Source organism: Chloroflexota bacterium (genome assembly GCA_018648225.1).
Taxonomy (GTDB): Bacteria; Chloroflexota; Anaerolineae; order Anaerolineales; family UBA11858; genus NIOZ-UU35.
The window spans coordinates 1-16,791 of record JABGRQ010000090.1 but is presented as its reverse complement, the minus strand read 5'-3'; the positions used below and the strand labels follow the sequence as shown (position 1 = coordinate 16,791).

At 56.2% G+C, this 16,791-nt stretch carries 11 protein-coding genes; 6 read left to right on the top strand and 5 right to left on the bottom strand.

Translation table 11 applies throughout. The annotated features are described in order from the left end of the window. The 4 genes from HN413_08255 to miaB form a co-directional block, all read right to left on the bottom strand. A partial coding sequence (locus tag HN413_08255) for a hypothetical protein (GenBank protein ID MBT3390388.1) occupies positions 1-231 on the bottom strand: 231 nt, incomplete at its 3' end. Positions 232-386: 155 nt separating this feature from the next. Then, positions 387-1,358, bottom strand: coding sequence for a hypothetical protein (locus HN413_08250; protein MBT3390387.1), 972 nt, complete (start codon positions 1,356-1,358; stop codon positions 387-389). A 22-nt stretch (positions 1,359-1,380) separates the two neighbouring features. Continuing rightward, positions 1,381-2,070, bottom strand: a complete 690-nt coding sequence (locus HN413_08245) for a response regulator transcription factor (GenBank protein MBT3390386.1) — start codon at positions 2,068-2,070, stop codon at positions 1,381-1,383. Between the two features lie 9 nt (positions 2,071-2,079). Then, on the bottom strand, positions 2,080-3,426 hold the full coding sequence (gene miaB / locus HN413_08240; GenBank protein MBT3390385.1) for a tRNA (N6-isopentenyl adenosine(37)-C2)-methylthiotransferase MiaB: 1,347 nt from the start codon (positions 3,424-3,426) through the stop codon (positions 2,080-2,082). 138 nt (positions 3,427-3,564) lie between these two features. Here miaB and HN413_08235 point away from each other — a divergent pair, with 138 nt between their 5' ends. From HN413_08235 to HN413_08210, 6 genes are all read left to right on the top strand, one after another. Then, the gene (locus tag HN413_08235) at positions 3,565-5,244 is read left to right on the top strand and encodes a methylmalonyl-CoA mutase family protein (GenBank protein ID MBT3390384.1); all 1,680 of its coding nucleotides are present in this window, start codon (positions 3,565-3,567) and stop codon (positions 5,242-5,244) included. A gap of 90 nt (positions 5,245-5,334) precedes the next feature. After that, entirely contained in the window at positions 5,335-5,952 is a 618-nt protein-coding gene (locus tag HN413_08230) for a hypothetical protein (GenBank protein ID MBT3390383.1), read from the top strand. Between the two features lie 47 nt (positions 5,953-5,999). After that, positions 6,000-7,154, top strand: coding sequence for an MFS transporter (locus tag HN413_08225; GenBank protein MBT3390382.1), 1,155 nt, complete (start codon positions 6,000-6,002; stop codon positions 7,152-7,154). A gap of 277 nt (positions 7,155-7,431) precedes the next feature. Continuing rightward, positions 7,432-13,422, top strand: a complete 5,991-nt coding sequence (locus tag HN413_08220; GenBank protein MBT3390381.1) for a hypothetical protein — start codon at positions 7,432-7,434, stop codon at positions 13,420-13,422. A 106-nt stretch (positions 13,423-13,528) separates the two neighbouring features. Then, positions 13,529-14,719 carry a hypothetical protein gene (locus tag HN413_08215; GenBank protein ID MBT3390380.1) on the top strand — a complete coding sequence of 397 codons (1,191 nt, stop codon included), beginning with the start codon at positions 13,529-13,531 and terminating at the stop codon, positions 14,717-14,719. Between the two features lie 231 nt (positions 14,720-14,950). Further along, a complete protein-coding gene (locus HN413_08210; GenBank protein MBT3390379.1) occupies positions 14,951-15,730 on the top strand; it encodes a LysM peptidoglycan-binding domain-containing protein in 780 nt (259 codons plus the stop codon). Positions 15,731-16,017: 287 nt separating this feature from the next. Here the strand turns inward: HN413_08210 and HN413_08205 are convergent, their stop codons facing one another. Continuing rightward, on the bottom strand, positions 16,018-16,704 hold the full coding sequence (locus HN413_08205; protein ID MBT3390378.1) for a metal-dependent hydrolase: 687 nt from the start codon (positions 16,702-16,704) through the stop codon (positions 16,018-16,020). Between the last annotated feature and the right edge of the window lie 87 nt (positions 16,705-16,791).

The following is a 16,791-nucleotide window of genomic DNA, read 5'->3' as shown; positions in this document are numbered from 1 at the left end:
GTCGTCTTCTTCTTCGTCTTCGTAGTCGTCGTAGTCAAAATCATCATCGCTGTCGTCGTAGTCGAAATCATCAAGTTCTTCATCGGGTTCGTAGACCAAATCCAGTTCCAGGGGATCAAGCCAGATAACTTCGAGATCGGTTTTGCACAGCGTGCATTTGATGATCTCACCGAGTTTGACACTGCTGGTCACTTTGACAGAAGCGCCACAAGAAGGACATTCAGCCAACATATTCATTTTATTCTCCATTTATGTGTCGAGTAAGCAATAAGAAAATTAGACACATTTTTTCGAGAACAGTGTAGCATCGCAGTGTATTAAAACGATATGCTGATTGTATAAAAACCGTGTGAATTTAATGCAGTTCGTATGATTTTTTATACAAATCAGGGCAAATCCCAATAAATGGCTTCTAAAATGCGCACATCGAAATTATCCATGAGATCGGCCTTGATAAAAGCGCCAAATTTCCCTTCGCTGCCGTGGCTGTCTTCTACGGTATGCACCAAGAAGCCGTTGACATATAAATTCAGGCTGGTGTCTTCGGCGCGCACGCTCAGACGATTGGCCGCGCCCCCGCCGGTATTGATCTGCTCATGATACGCCCAGGGCACAATCTCGGTGAATTCAACGCTATCCCAGTAACGCAGGCTGTATTCGCCTTTGCAGTTTACCCCAAAGAGATACCCGCTTTCGGGTGTAGGTGCGCGAAAAACCATGCCATAGCGGTCGGCGCTAATGCAACGTTCCGCGCCGACCACGAATGTATATTCCAGATAAAAATTACTGAGATACGGCCACGAAAGGCTCCAGACCTCTATATACTCGCTATTCTTCGCCACAAGCTGCAACTCGCCGTTTTCCATCTGAATGCTGGTGTTTTCATTATCAAAGGTAAACCAGTCGGCAGGTTCGGTGAAGTTGGCGCTCCAGCCCACCTGATGGATCAGCACATTGCGGGGGTCTTCCGGAATCCAGGTTGGGGAAAGTGTGGCCGTGGGCGAAAGCGTGACAGTTTGGGTGAACGTCATCGTAGGGATGGCTGTGGTGCTGGGCAGGGGTGTCGGGCCGGTAGGGGTGGGTGGCTCTGCTTCCGCGGGGGATACTGCCTCCACGGTGGGTGCCGATGTCTCGGCGCTGGATTGCGTGATTTGGGCGATAAGGGTTTGCGCCGCCTGGGTAAGCGCAGCCGGGTCGTTTTGCGTGATCTGGACTACGATGGTCTGCGCCACTTGGGTTAATTCGGCAGCCGCGGGGGTTTGCGTGGAAGTTGGCGCGGGTTCTTTTGCAGCGTTGCTGCCACACGCCGAGAGCAACACGAGCAGGCTTATGGTCAGGATGAGCGATTTGAATTTCATGAGAAAAGCCCTTTTCAGTTAACTATTCATCGTAGCGGCTGAAGTAGTAGCCAATGCCTGCCTCGGTGCGGATGAACTTTGGGGTGCGCGGGTCGGGTTCAATCTTCGAGCGCAGACGTTGCACCAAACCGCGCACCAGCTCCCGGTTGCCTTCCCCGCTGTAGCCCCATACGTGTTCAACAATCGTCTCCGCGGGCACAATCTGCCTAGCGTGAGTCATTAACAAGTATAGCAGGCGAAATTCAAGTTGGGTGAGATGCACCGGTTTTGCCTCGCCAACAATTGCCGAGCGGTTGGCAGGGTCGAGGGTCAGATTACCCTGGGAGAGGGTGGGCAGGCTGAAGAATGGCATACCGGTGTTGCGGCGCAGCAGGGCGCGGATTTGAGCCAACAGAAAGCGCAGGCTGTAGGGTTTGGTAAACACCAGATCGGCGCCCTCTTCGAGCACATCCACGCGCTGATCGTCGGAGAGCATATCGGCCAGCACCACAATCGGAGCAGCCGTATAGCCGCGCATTTGGCGAATGTGTTTGAGAATATCAACCTGCTCGCGCGGAAAGACCAGCATCATCAGGTCGCTGGGCTGGTTGGGCCAGGTCTCAAGGGCTTGTTTGAGATGCCGCGTGGCGCGCACGACAAAACCAGCCTGCTGGAGCAAGGTGGTCAGCACGGCGGCTTCATCGGCATGAGGGGAAAAAAGCAATGCTTGCATAGGCGTCGCCTAAATCGTTTGAAGTTGTATGTAATTGGGTTCTGGCATTAGGGACCCTTGCATCGACCAGGGGCCTGTCCAGGTGATTGTTACGGGGATGAGTTTTCCTGTCAGATCGTCATCGGTTTCGATGAAGACGAGTTTGTTGGTGGGGGTACGTCCCCGCCAGCGACCGCGTACTTTCTCTTCGAAGAGCACTGTCACCGTTTCGCCCTGATAGCGGGCGTTGATCTCGGTGGCGATGCCTGCTTGCAGTTCTTCGAGGGCGCGGAAGCGTTCCCATTTCGCTTCGTCGCTGACATCATCGATCATGCGCCGATCGGCCACGGTGCCAGGGCGCGTGGAGTAACGCGCCAAATGGGCAACATCCATTTTGAGTTCAGCGAGTAGATCATACGTTCGCTGAAACTGTGCGTCGGTCTCGCCGGGGAAGCCGACGATAATATCGGTGGCGATGCTGACATTGGGAATGCGCGCCCGAATCTCGGCGATCAGGTGGCGGTAATCGTCGGCGGTGTAGGCGCGGCGCATATTTGCGAGCACTTCATCGTCGGCGGCCTGAATAGGCACTTCGATATGGGGCATTACTTTGGGCAGTTCGGCCACCGTATCGAGCAGTTCGGTCGTCATCCAGTTGGGGTGTGAAGTCAGGAAGCGGATGCGCTCCAGCCCCTCGACATCATGTACCAGACGCAGTAAAGCCGAGAGATTCGGCCCATCAGGAATATCGGCCCCATAGCGGTCAACGATCTGGCCCAGCAGGGTAATTTCTTTCACGCCCTGAGAGACCATGGAACGCACTTCGGCGACAATATCACCCACTGGACGGCTGCGCTCAATCCCGCGCTTATAAGGAATAATGCAGTAAGTGCAGGCGTGCGAACAGCCCAAAACAATCGGCACAAAGGCCGAGACGAGGTTGCCGCGCTCTTCCATGGGCAGGGATAACTCGCCATCCATGAAGGCGAAGCGGCGTGAGGTAGCCGCATCTTCGTGGGCTTTGCTCTCATCTTGGGTTAGATGCGCGATCAGCGGGCCAGGGTCGGAGGGCGGCGAGAAGACATCCACCATCGGGAAGGTTTTTTGAAGTTTTTCATGCCCCTTCACGCCCACCAGACAGCCCATCAGGTTAATCACAGTATCGGGGCGTTGCTTCTTGACCGGTTTGAGTGAATTCAGGCGTCCGTAGGCTTTATCTTCGGCGCTTTGGCGCACGACACAGGTATTCAATACAATCACGTTTGCATCTTCGGCGCGCGGCACGGGGGTGTAGCCCAGCCCCTCAAGGGCAGCCGCCACGCGGCGCGAATCGGCGACATTCATTTGACATCCAGCAGTCCAAATATGATATTTCATGTCCGGTATTATAGCATTTTTAGCGAATGGCCGTATGGCCTGATTGGTTTTTCGGTTCACTGCTTACTGTTCACTGACCACTGGTATAATTTCACGGCAAGTTCAACCCCCAAAATGGCAACCCTCTCAGGAGTAGCGATGTACGATCCCCAGAAACTTGAACGGCTTAATGAAGAGATCGAACATTGGGAAACGAATAACCTCAATCCAACATTGGCCCGCTTCCCGGAGCGGCAGGAAGAATTCATCACCAATTCTTCCGAGCCGATTGCGCGCCTGTACACCCCGCAAGATGTCGCCGAAGATGATTACGCGGAAAAGCTGGGCTTGCCGGGCGAGTATCCCTACACGCGCGGCGTGCATGCCACCATGCACCGCGGCCGCCTGTGGACGATGCGCATGTTCGCGGGATTTGGCGCCGCCGAAGAGACCAACCGCCGCTTCAAATATCTGCTCGAACAAGGGCAAACCGGGCTTTCGATTGCCTTTGACCTGCCCACGCTGATGGGCTATGATAGCGATGATCCCGAAGCCCTGGGGGAGTTTGGCAAGTGTGGCGTGGCGGTTTCTTCGCTCAAGGATATGGAAGCCTTGCTGGATGGCATCCCGCTCGATAAAGTTTCCACCAGCATGACGATCAACTCGCCCGCGGCAATTGTGTGGGCCATGTATATTGCGGCTGCCGAAAAACAGGGCGTGCGCCCCGACCAGTTGCGCGGCACAATCCAGAATGATATTTTAAAAGAATATATTGCCCAGAAAGAATATATCTTCCCGCCGGAGCCTTCAATGCGTCTGGTGACGGATACGATAGAGTTCGGCACCCGTGAACTACCGCAATGGAACACGATCAGTATTTCGGGCTACCACATCCGTGAGGCGGGTTCAACCGCCGCGCAGGAATTGGCCTTCACGCTCTCGGACGGCATGGAATATGTGCGTTGGGCGTTGGAACGCGGCCTGGATATTGACGAATTTGCCCCGCGGCTTTCGTTCTTCTTCAACGCACACAACGATTTTTTTGAAGAGATCGCTAAATACCGCGCCGCCCGTCGTATTTGGGCTAGGGAGATGCGCCACACTTTCGGGGCCAAGAGTCCGCGCTCGTGGCTGATGCGCTTCCACACCCAAACCGCCGGAGCCTCGCTGACGGCCCAACAGCCGGAGATTAATGTGGTGCGCGTGGCCTTGCAGGCGCTCTCGGCAGTGCTTGGCGGAACGCAATCGCTGCACACCAACAGCCTCGATGAAGCCCTGGCGCTGCCCTCCGAACACGCCGTGACGATTGCCCTGCGCACGCAGCAGATTATCGCCGAAGAATCGGGCGTGACGAACACGATTGATCCCCTGGGCGGTTCCTATTTCCTCGAAGCGCAAACCAACCGCATTGAGGCGCAGGCCTACGACTATTTCCGCCGCATCGAAGACTTGGGCGGCGTGCTGCCCGCCATTGACCGCGGCTTTTTCCAAGGCGAGATTTCGGATGCCGCCTACCGGTATCAGCGCGAGATCGACCAAAATATCCGCCGCATTGTGGGCGTGAATGCCTACGCCGAAGACAAGCGCCTCAGCATCCCTATTTTAGAGATGGATCCGCAAGGCTACGCGCGTCAGGCGGCGCGGCTGGAAAAACTGCGTAAAGAACGCGATAACGCCCGCGTCGGGCAAACTCTCGACCGTTTGCGCCTGGCCTGCCGGGGTACCGAAAATACCATGCCCTATATCCTCGACGCGGTGCGCGCCTACGCCACCCTGGGCGAAATTGTGGGGGTGATGAAGGAAGTCTTCGGCATTTATCAAGAACCTACCTGGATATAAAGATAACCACGAAGACACAAAGGCTCGAAGAAAGAGAAGAGATTTTTTCTTTGTGTCTTTGAGCCTTTGTGGTTAAAAAAACAAAAATCTATGAAGCTTACAAAACCCCTCCCTTTATTAGTACTCTCCTTACTCGCCATCGCTGGAGTCACCTATCTCGGCCCTGCTGAAGCCACCCTGGGTACCAACGTGCGCGTGGTCTATTTGCACGGAGCTTGGGTTTGGACTGCAATGGCGGCTTTTATCGCCGCCGGAGCGGTCGGGTTGTTGGCTTTCATCCTGCGCCGTAAACCGCTGCACCACTGGTCGCGCGCCATCGGACGCACTGGCCTGCTTTTCTGGATCAGCTATCTCCCCATCTCGCTGTGGGCCATGCAGGCCAATTGGAACGGCCTTTTTCTGGCTGAACCGCGCTGGCGCGTGGCGTTGGTCTTCGCGATTGGTGGGCTGCTGTTGCAAATTGGGCTGACGTTGCTTGAAAATCCGATCTGGGCCTCGGGGTTTAACATTGCCTATATCATTGCCCTGTTTAGCGTGCTGCAAACTACTGCCAACGTCATGCACCCTCCAGCCCCGATGCTCGAATCGGATGCCTGGCGTATTCAACTATACTTCTTTGGCCTGACAGTGTTAACGTTATTTGCGGCCTGGCAGGTGGCGCGGATATTTTTTTCAATTGAAGCTAATCGGTTGAAGGTTGAAGGCTAAATGTTGGGGTAATCGCCTGATAACCTACAATTTTCAACTTTCAATCCATGAAATCATCGCTACGCTTCCAAATCATCCTCTTCGCCATCATCCGATTGGTCTTTAACACCATCTATCGCATGGTGTATCCTTTCCTGGCGGTCTTCAGCCGCGGCCTGGGGGTAGACTTAATGACTCTCTCGCTGGCAATGACCAATCGCTCGCTGGTCGGTATGTTGGGCGCGTTCCTGGCGACCATTTCTGACCGTTGGGGGCGCAAAACCGGAATGCTGTTCGGGATCATACTTTTCGTCATCGGGGCGGGCGTGCTGGCAATCTGGCCTTCGTACCCTGGCTTTGTCGTCATGCTTATCCTCACCACGCTTGGCAAATACGGTTTCGACCCTGCCATGCAGGCCTACCTCGGCGACCGCATCCCCTACGAGCGCCGCGGCCTGGCGCTCTCTGCGACCGAATTGGGCTGGTCGTTGAGCTTTTTTATCGGGATTCCCTTAGTCAGCCTGCTGATTGATCGTCAGGGATGGCAGTCGCCTTTTGTCTGGTTGGCTCTGGCAGGGATCAGCGCGGGGGTGGTGTTGGTCTGGCTCATTCCGCATGATCCTGCTCCCGAGGGGAATCCACCGAAACTGCTGAGCAATTTTGGGCAAGTGCTGCGCTCGCCATTGGCGTTAGCGGCTCTCAGTGTGGGCATTTCAGCGACTGTTGCCAACGAAGTCATCAACCTGATCTTCGGCGTGTGGATGGAAGCCTCCTTCGATTTGAAGGTCCTCGCCCTGGGCGGGACGGCTGCCGTGATTGGTGTGGCTGAATTCATCGCCGAGATATTGGTCGGCGCGCTGGCAGATCGCTTCGGCAAGGCGCGCGCCATTGCCATCGGGCTGATCGCCAACAGCATCGCCGCACTGGCTTTTCCCCTGCTCGGCGGGACTTTGCCCGGGGCGCTGATCAGCCTGTTTTTATTTTTCATCACCTTCGAGTTTATGCTCGTCAGCAGCATCCCCATGATGACCGAGATCATGCCCGGCGCGCGCGCCACCCTGATGGCTTTCAACGTCGCCGGGCTTTCTTTGGGCCGCGCCATCGGAGCCTTTATCGCGCCATCTCTCTTTGACTGGGGGATCGCAGCCAGCGCCGGGGCGGCCATTCTCTTTAATTTGCTGGCATTGGGTGCCTTGCGCAAAGTCCGTCGGCAAATTTCGTAGCGTAAAGCCGTAAATATCAGGTGACAGTCACTTGTGAAGTAGTTTTGATTCCGCGTGTATAATGAAACATGCGCGAGACAATCCACCGCGAAGCCACAAAGACTCAAAAAAGGGCACTTTATTGGCTCTTTGGGAACTACCGTGAGAAACCCCTAAATGTGGACATCTACTACGGGGCTTCCCTGAGACCCAATGTATTTCTTGGTGACTTTGTGCCTTTGTGGTGAAATAATTTTCTCAAAAATACAAGATTCATTTTTCGCTCAAAGAGTTGCCGATGACTATCCTATTTGCCACCTCCCGCCATCGTCTGATATTCGCTTCGCTCACCGCGTTGCTTCTGGTTTCGTTGGCCTGCGTATTGCCCTCTGCTTTGCAACCCGCGGTTGCTGACCCCACGGCCACGCTCATCTCCACCCCGACGATCACCCCCACGCCGCAGCCTTTGCCCCCCGCGCTGATCGAAATCGATCCGCCCCCGGGCACGCGCCTGCCCCTGGATGGCGCGCTGACGCTGTATTTCAACCAGCCCATGCAGCGCGTCGCCGTGGAATCTGCCTTGCGCCTGGAACTTGCGCTTGAAGATGGTACGATGCAGCCATTGGCGGTCAAATTCAATTGGCTTGACGACACCGCGCTGCAACTGCTCCCCACAGAACAACTCCCCACCTCGGCAACGGTGAGTCTGTTTATGGCCGCCGCCGCGCAAGCCGCCAATGGATTGACGATGCTCGATGGCGCGCGCGCGGATTATGCCACTTTGCCCCCGCTGGAAGTGGTGCAATTCTTGCCCGAACCCGGCCTGAGCGATATTGATCCGGCCTCGGCGCTGGTAGTGACGTTTAACCAGCCAGTTGTCTCCCTAGGAGCAGACCCGGCCAGCTTGCCCGCCGCGCTGTTAATTGAACCCGCGGTGGTGGGGCATGGCGAATGGGTCAATACCAGCACTTATATTTATTACCCTGATACAGCCCTCTTTGGTGGCGCATATTACGATATTCGGCTGGACCCATCTCTTCAGAGCAATGCCGGCGCGCGGCTGGCCTCTGAGAGCCAGTGGAGTTTCATCACCTCATCGCCCGAATTACTTTCGGCAAAACCTGCCGACGGCGCGGGTAGCATCCCCCTCGATCAACCCATCACTCTGACCTTTAACCAGTCCATGGAACCAGCCAGCGTGGAGGGGAATTTCACGCTCTTTGACGCGGCCAATAATTTCGTCACCGGCACATTTGAGTGGGAAGAAAATAACACGGTGATGGTCTTTACCCCCGCCGCGCCGCTGGCGCGCAGCTCGCAATATCTCATCCATTTGCCGTTTGGCGCGCAGGCGTTGGGCGGCACGCCGCTGGGCGAGACCTATGAATTGGTTTTTCGCACCATTCCTGGCCTGATGGTCATTTCGACCGACCCCTATCAGGACGGCGAATCGCGCCCCTATCGCGGGGTGAGCCTCTTTTTCAGCGGCCCGCTACTCGATAACGATGATCTGCTCGATTATATCCGTATCACTCCAGCGGTAGAGAACGCCAGCTATTGGTGGAATTACGACAGCAATGCGCTCAATATCCACGCCGATTTCCAACCGCTGACCGAGTATCAAATCACCCTGGATGCCAATCTTCCTGATCCCTGGGGCAGCACGCTGGGTTTTGATTATCCCTACACCTTCACGACCAGCGCCCTCGAACCTATGCTGCGCTTTGGGCATTATGATGATACGCTGTTTCTGACCCCCCGCGAAACCAGCCTGGTCGCCCAAGCTGCTAATCTCAGCAGTGTCGATACCGAATTGGGCGCGTTGCCTTTCTCGGATTTTCTCACCTTTTTACAACCCGGAAATTACGATTATTTTGACAACTACCTGCCGCCCAGCGTCCAGAGTTGGGGGCAGGCGCTCGATTTACCCGGCGACCGCATCTACGCCGCGCAACTGAGCCTCACGCCCGATGGCAGCGGCCTTGACCCCGGCCTGTACTTCATGCGCCTGGATGCTCCCGATGTGGACTATCCGCCGGGGCCGTATATTCTTGTCTCCAGTAATCTGAATCTAACCCTTAAACTCAGTTCCAGGCAGGCGCTCGTTTGGGCGGTGGATTTGCGCGCCAATACCCCCGCGGCCGGACTTGCGGTGAGCCTGTACGACCCGAACGGCAACCAGCTTTCCAGCGGTGTCACCGATGCCAACGGCATCGCCACCTTCGACATCCCGCCGCAGGAAGATATGTACGCCAATTTCTATGTCCTCACCGGCCAGCCCGGCGACGAGCTTTTTGGCCTGACGGTTTCGCGTTGGACTCAAGGTATTGATGCCTACGAGTTCGGCCTGAACAGCGATTTTAGTGGCGACGAAGTGGAAACCTACCTCTACACCGATCGCCCTATCTACCGCCCCGGGCAGACGGTCTCCTTCCGGGCGGTGGCGCGCACAGCCTATAATGGCCGCTACACTCCGGCGAATCTGCAAAGCCTGCCGATCAGTTTCCATGATAGCGATGGCAACACGCTTGTTGAAACCGAATACCCGCTCTCGGTCTTTGGCACGGCGCACGGCGAATACACGCTGCCCGAAAATGCGCCGCCCGGCGCGTACCGTCTCGCCACGCCTTACGATACGTTGTGGTTCGATGTGGCCGAATATCGCAAACCGGAGATTAATTTGCAAGTTGGCCTGCCCACAACGGGCGAAAATTTGCTCGACGAGCAAACCGTAGCCGCTCAGGTGGATGCGCGCTACTATTTCGACGCTCCCGCCGGAAATATTCCTCTTTCGTGGGATCTCTACGCCGCTCCGGCATATTTTTATATCCCCGGCGGTTATCGCGTTGGGCCGGATAGTTATGGCTGGTTGTATCCCTCGTGGATGGGCAGCGCCTACGGTACATTTGGCGCTCAGATTGATTATGGAACGGCTCAAACGGATACGGAGGGGATTCTGAATCTCGAACTTGAGCTTCCACCCGCGGAGCGCACGCAAACCTACACCCTCGAAGTGACCCTCACCGACGAGAGCGGCTTCCCCATCAGCGCTCGCCACGAATGGAGCGTACATCCCGCCGAAACCTATATCGGCGTGCGCCCCGATACCTGGGTGGGCCGCGCGGGCATGGAGATGGGCTTCGACATCCTCACCGTGAATTGGGAGAAGCAGCCTGCCCCGGATGTGGCCCTCAGCGCGGCTTTCCGCAAAGTCACCTGGGAGCGTCAGGATAGTAGCGATCCTAATATGCCGCCGGAATTGGTTCCGGTGTACGAAAATATCGCCAGCGCCGAATTGCGCACCGGAGCCGATGGCGCCGCGCGCCTGGCCTTTACGCCCCCCGAGGCAGGAACCTATCAACTCGAAGTCACCAGCCCCGAGGGCGCGCTGACGCAAACCCTCATCTGGGTGGGCGGCGCGGGTCGGGCGATCTGGCCCAATCTCCCCAATCAGATCATGCGCCTTTCCGCCGATGCCGAGAGCTACCAGCCCGGCGACACGGCGCGCATCTTTATCCCCAATCCGCTCGGCGCGGGGACGCAAGCCCTCGTCACTGTGGAGCGCGGCGCCATTAGCGAGCATTTCACGCTCGCCATCAATGAGAACGGCCACACGCTGGAACTGCCCCTGAACGAAGACGACGCCCCCAACGTGTATATCGCCGTTACGCTGATTGGCCCCAATGAAGCCGGGCGCATGGATTTCCGTCAGGCGTATCTCAATTTGCCGGTTTCACCGCAAGCAATGGAACTCAATATCGAGATTTTAGCCGTCTCCGAGGGGCGCGACGTCACCTGTGAGAGTGGCGCCAACTGCCCCGAACATCTCACCCCGCGCAGCGAAATCAGCGTGGAGGTGCGCGTCACCGATGTTGCGGGCAACCCTGTGCTGGGTGAGTTCTCGCTGGCCCTCGCCGATCTGGCCGCGCTGGCCCTCGCCGATCCCAACTCGCTGGAGATTATGCAATTTTTCTATGATGAGCAACCCTTGGGCGTGCGCACCAGCCTGGGTCTTACCATGCATGCCCAGCGCGAAATGTACATCCCCGGCGGCATGGGCGGTGGTGGCGGCGATATTATGTCGCCATTCGTGCGCGAAGATTTCCCCGATACCGCCTACTGGAACGCCGAAATCGTCACCGACAACGACGGGCGCGCTACGGCTACTTTCATTTTGCCCGACAGTCTGACCACCTGGCATCTCGATGTGCGCGGCCTGACGATGGATACCCGCGTCGGGCAGGCCGAGTCGCATGTTGTCACCAGCCGCGAATTGCTTGTGCGACCGGTGACGCCGCGCTTCTTTGTGGTAGGCGATCACAGCCAAATTTCCGCCATCGTCCACAACAACAGCGCCACTGATCTGCGCGTCGATGTGGCTTTGCAGGCCTCCGGCTTCAGTCTCGATGATCCTGCTCTCGAATTGCAGCGCGTGGAGGTGCCCGCGGGTGAGCGCGCCGAACTCCATTGGTGGGGAACCGTGCAGGCTGCCGAGTCTGTGGCGATGATATTCTCGGCGACGGGCGAAAATTTACAAGGGGAAGTGTTGTATCAGGATATGACGCGGCCCGTGTGGGGGGATTTGCCCGTAGTGCGCTATCTGGCCCCGCAGCGTTTCGGCACCGCCGGAACATTGGACGTTGCCGGTCAACGCCTGGAGTTGGTCAGTCTGCCCCAGAGCTTTGACCCCGCCTCGGGGGAATTGGCCCTCACCCTCTCCCCGTCCCTGGCCGCCGCCATGACCGCCGGGCTGGAAGTCCTTGAACATTATCCCTACGAATGCACTGAGCAAACCGTCTCGCGCTTTTTGCCCAATCTCGAAACCTACCGCGCCATTCAGAGCCTCGGCCTGGATGCCCCCGAGCTGGCTGCGCGTCTCGACCGCACCCTGGATTTTGGCCTGGCGCGCCTGATGAGCACCCAAAACAGCGATGGCGGCTGGGGCTGGTGGCCTGTCTTTCGGCCTGCGTGGGATGAAATTGTCGAGAGCGACCCTTATATTACCGCCTATGTGTTGTTTGCCCTCAGCCGCGCCAGCGATGCGGGTGTTTTCGTCAATAAATATGATTTTGTAGAGGCTGAAGAATATCTCTGGGCTACGCTGCCCACCGTCGAGATGACCAGCCAGCCCTGGATGCTGGATCGTATGGTCTTTCAGGCTTTCGCCCTGACACACGCGCGCCGCTATTCTCAAGCGGAGGGCGGCTCATTGGCTGGCCTTCTCGATAGTTTATATGCCGTCAGCGAACAACTCAGCCCGTGGGCGCAAGCGCTGCTGGCGCAGAGTTACGCAGTGTATTACGAACGCAGCGGCGGCAGTCAGGAGCAAATATTGCTCTCCAATTTGCAAACTAACGCCGCCGTGCGCACGGCTGCAGGAATCGATTGGGAAGGGGGTAGCGCACGCCAAAATATGGAAACTGCGGCCTTCAACACTGCCGTGGTGGTCTATGCCCTGGCGCAGCAAGACCCGGCCTCGGCGAGCCTGCCCGAAGCCGTGCGCTGGTTGATGGCGCACCGTGACGTGAATGGCGGTTGGTCTTCAACCTACGAAACTGCCTGGTCGTTGATGGCGCTCACCGAGTTCATGCGCGGTACTGGTGAATTGGCGGGCGATTTTGCTTATAGCGCTGATCTCAACGGCGGCATTCTGGCCGAGGGGCAGGCGGGCGGCGACACGCGTCTCACCGATGTCACCGCCGAAGTGCCGGTTGCCCAGCTTTTTGCCGACTATCCCAACGCCCTCACCATCACGCGTGACGATGGGCCGGGACGCCTGTATTACACTGCCTATCTCAATGTGTTGCGCCCCGTGGAAGATGTGGAATCGCTCTCGGCTGGCGTCAACATTGAGCGCGCCTATTACAATATCGAAAACCCGACGTCCCCCGTCGCGTCAGCCGCCGTCGGTGATACGGTCGAAGTGCATTTGACCCTGACGCTCGAAAACGAAGCCTACTACCTTGCTGTAGAAGATTATATTCCCGCTGGGGCGGAGGTGCTCAACACCAGCCTGAAAACCAGCCAGCAGGGTATCGCCGAGTATAATACCGTTGATCCTTTCGGGGATGGCTGGGGTTGGTGGTTTTTCAACGAGCCGCAAATTTTTGATGACCACATCGCCTGGACGGTGAATTACCTGCCCGCGGGAACCTATGAACTGACCTATTTGTTGACGATTAGCCAGCCCGGCGAATATCGCGTGATCCCTGCCCGCACCTGGGAGTTCTACTTCCCCGAGGTGCAGGGTAATAGCGCCGGAGCGGTGTTTACAATTGAAGAGAATTAACGCAATCCCCTAAAGAGCACAGGTGGCGCAATGAAGCAAAGACGTAGAGATTTTTATCCTTGCACCCTTGTATCTTTGCGTTGAAAACGCGTGGAAGGAGCATATTATGAAAAAATGGATATTTATCATCATTGCGTTGCTCTTAACTCTGAGCGCCTGCAATATGCCCGCGCCAACGCCGACCATCGAACAATCGGCCGGGGCGATTCATACCGTGGCGGCGCAAACGGTTGAAGCGCAGATGACCCAGGTTGCCAATCAACCACAGGCGAATCCAACTCAGGGCGAGCAAGCTGCAGCGCCCACCATGCCCCCGCCCACGGCAACCATCGCGATTCCAACCAATACTCCGGTGCCGCCGACCAATGCTCCCCCGCCAACGGCTACGCCGATTCCGTGTGATTTTCTTACCTTTGGCGATCCGATTGATGTGACCATCCCTGATGGCACGGATATCGCGGCTGGGGCAGCTTATACGAAAACTTGGCGCTTGAAAAATGGCGGCTCTTGCACTTGGACTTCGGGCTACCATCTGATATTTATCTCTGGCGATAATATGGGCGCACCCGCCGAAGTTGCTATTACAGCGGGAACGGTGTCTCCCGGTCAAACTGTGGATGTATCTGTCAATTTGGTCGCTCCCCTGGACCCAGGCGTGTACCGCGGCTATTTCAAACTGCGCAACCCTGGTGGGTTGATCTTCGGCTGGGGGCCGCAGTCGAAATCTTTTTGGGCCGAAATTGAAGTACCCACAATACACGGCGTCATGCTCGATTTTCTGGCCAAAGCCTCGGGCGCCGAATGGGGCACTGGAACAGAGCCGATTAACTTCGATACCGTTGGCGATACCGACATCAATTACGGTGGCCCGGATACCGATGCCAACGGCTTTGCAATGATTAAGGATGCCCAAAAACTCGAAGACGGCAAGCTCACCGGCAAGATACTCGAAACGCATCCCAAATGGGTCAATAACAGTTATATCATCGGGCGCTACGAACCCTATACTGTGGGCGCGGGCGATTATATCCAGGCCAAAATAGGCTTTATCGCCATGCCAGATGGTTCTTGTGGCGCGGGGAATGCTATTTTCCGTATCTATTATGCCAAGCAGGGTGAAACCACCTACCATCAACTTGGCACGTGGACAGAAACCTGCGATAGTACGATGCGGAAGATCAAAGTTGAACTGGATTCCCTCGTCGGGCAGACGGTGCGCTTCTATCTGGTGGTGCTTTCCAATGGCGATTCAGGCCAGGATTGGGCTGTGTGGGATTCGCTGGGCGTGATGCGCTGATTGGCTATCTGCCAAAAGTAAGGTAGAATCAATCAAGTTATTCTTGTGATTGTCTAAAAATAACTTCCCGAAAAATGGGTTCAATCTGTGCAAATTGCTGCTCATTTCCCCAAATCATACTCAGATTGAACCCATTTAGCCAAGAATATATTTCTGGATGTTCACTTAATATTCTTGTAAGTACGGTTCTAAAAAAAATAAGTCTTCAAAGGTTCGTGGAGTAAGTAATTTATGGCTAAAGACGAATCGCCCCAAGATATTATCTCGGCCTATCGCAAGAAGCAACAACGGGCCAATCGCACCCCGACATTGATTTTTGTTGCCGCGGGTTTATTGTTGGTCGTCGGCGCGGGTTTGTTGATTTTCTGGTTAACTGGGGCAGGGATGCCCGAGATTAGCCTGGCGGGCTTGTTCGCTTCAAAGACGCCCACCCCCTCGGTCACGCCGACCCCCACCGAGGTCCCGCCGACCGCTACCCCAACCGAAACTCCCACCGTGGAACCTCCCACGAATACGCCTGAACCCAGCCTCACGCCGACGCGCTCCGGCGCGGTGATCTACGTGGTGGAAGATGGAGATACGCTCTATGGCATCGCCGAGAAATTTGAAATGGATTATCTGGTGCTGGTGGAGGCTAACCGCGAACGCCTGGGGCTTGATCCGGCGAATCCGATTATCAAAGTGGGCGATGAATTACTTATCCCGCCGCCCGGCACCGAATTGCCCACCCCTACCCCGTTGCCCGATTATTTACCGCCAGGATCACGCGTGGAGTATACCGTTCAGCCGGGTGATAATTTGGGCCTGATCGCCGAGAAGTTCAATAGCACGGTGGATGATATTATCGAGCGCAACGACGAACTGGCAGAAAACCCCAACGATTTGTATGTGGGGCAGGTGTTGGTGGTGCGGGTCAATCTGGTGACTCCGGCGCCCACGGCTGCAGAAGGTGAGGACACCACACCCGAGGTCACGCCGGGCAGTGTTTCCACGCTGACACCCACGCCGTAAGACGAACCCCGTTTGCCTTTGGAAAAGAATAGGAGTGAGGATATGCCCTGTGCTATCCTCACTTTTTTTTTATAGAAAACCGCGCCCGCGGTAAAATCAACCCTGGGGTTGGTCAGTGTCTACCGCACATTGGAGAAGCTCGAAGCGCTGGGGTTGATCCGGCGCGTGACCCAAGAGAGCGGGTATCAGATTCGCGATCACTGGCTGCAACTTTTTGGCATATGCGATCAGTGCAGACAACTATAAAAATAATCCCCCGGTGAGCATAGCTCACCGGGGGATTATTTTTATAGTTCAAAACTTTCGCCGGGCTGTAAAACGTGCGCTTTGGCATCCGTTTCTTTCTCCACGCGGGCAGCCCAGGCCGCCGCGTCTTGCTCGATCAGCGGCCAGGTATTGTAATGCGCAGGGATGACGTGCTTGGGGTTGAGCAGCTTCACGGCGCGCAGGGCATCATCTGGCCCCATCGTAAAATTATCGCCAATCGGCAGCACCGCCAGATCAATGCCTTCTTCGCCGATCAATTTCATACTGGCGAATAACCCCGTGTCGCAGGCCAAATAAACCTTCTGACCTTCATGGGTGGTCAGTAGCAGCCCCGCCGGATTGCCGCCATACGAGCCGTCGGGCAGCCCGGAGCCGTGCAAGGCGTGGGTGAGTTTCAGGTAGCCAAAGGGATGTTTGAAGCCGCCGCCGATATGCTGGGGGTGCAGTTTCTCAAGCCCTTGCGAACCAAGCCAGTTGATGATCTCGAAGTTGGCAATCGTTAGCGCGCCGGTGCGTTGGCCAATCGCTACCGCGTCGGCAATATGATCGCCGTGCCCGTGGCTGACGATGATAAAATCAGCTTCGACAGCCTCGGCGGTGGTGCTGGCCGCGGGGTTCCCGGTAAAAAAGGGGTCAATGACTATTTTATGACCATTGGTTTCCAGACCCATTGTGCCGTGTCCATACCAGATATATTTTAAACTCATCGCTATTGCTCCTTTATATGTAGACTCCGGAAATATCTTTTACCATAGTGTCATTGCGAACCCCGAAGGGGTGAAGCAATCTACCCT

Excerpts from the sequence above, each read along its gene's own strand:
- HN413_08225 (MBT3390382.1), top strand. The coding sequence starts at position 6,000 with ATGAAATCATCGCTACGCTTCCAAATCATCCTCTTCGCCATCATCCGA.
- HN413_08220 (MBT3390381.1), top strand. The coding sequence starts at position 7,432 with ATGACTATCCTATTTGCCACCTCCCGCCATCGTCTGATATTCGCTTCG.
- HN413_08210 (MBT3390379.1), top strand. The coding sequence starts at position 14,951 with ATGGCTAAAGACGAATCGCCCCAAGATATTATCTCGGCCTATCGCAAG.
- HN413_08250 (MBT3390387.1), bottom strand. The coding sequence starts at position 1,358 with ATGAAATTCAAATCGCTCATCCTGACCATAAGCCTGCTCGTGTTGCTC.
- HN413_08230 (MBT3390383.1), top strand. The coding sequence starts at position 5,335 with ATGAAGCTTACAAAACCCCTCCCTTTATTAGTACTCTCCTTACTCGCC.
- HN413_08205 (MBT3390378.1), bottom strand. The coding sequence starts at position 16,704 with ATGAGTTTAAAATATATCTGGTATGGACACGGCACAATGGGTCTGGAA.
- HN413_08245 (MBT3390386.1), bottom strand. The coding sequence starts at position 2,070 with ATGCAAGCATTGCTTTTTTCCCCTCATGCCGATGAAGCCGCCGTGCTG.
- miaB (MBT3390385.1), bottom strand. The coding sequence starts at position 3,426 with ATGAAATATCATATTTGGACTGCTGGATGTCAAATGAATGTCGCCGAT.
- HN413_08215 (MBT3390380.1), top strand. The coding sequence starts at position 13,529 with ATGAAAAAATGGATATTTATCATCATTGCGTTGCTCTTAACTCTGAGC.
- HN413_08235 (MBT3390384.1), top strand. The coding sequence starts at position 3,565 with ATGTACGATCCCCAGAAACTTGAACGGCTTAATGAAGAGATCGAACAT.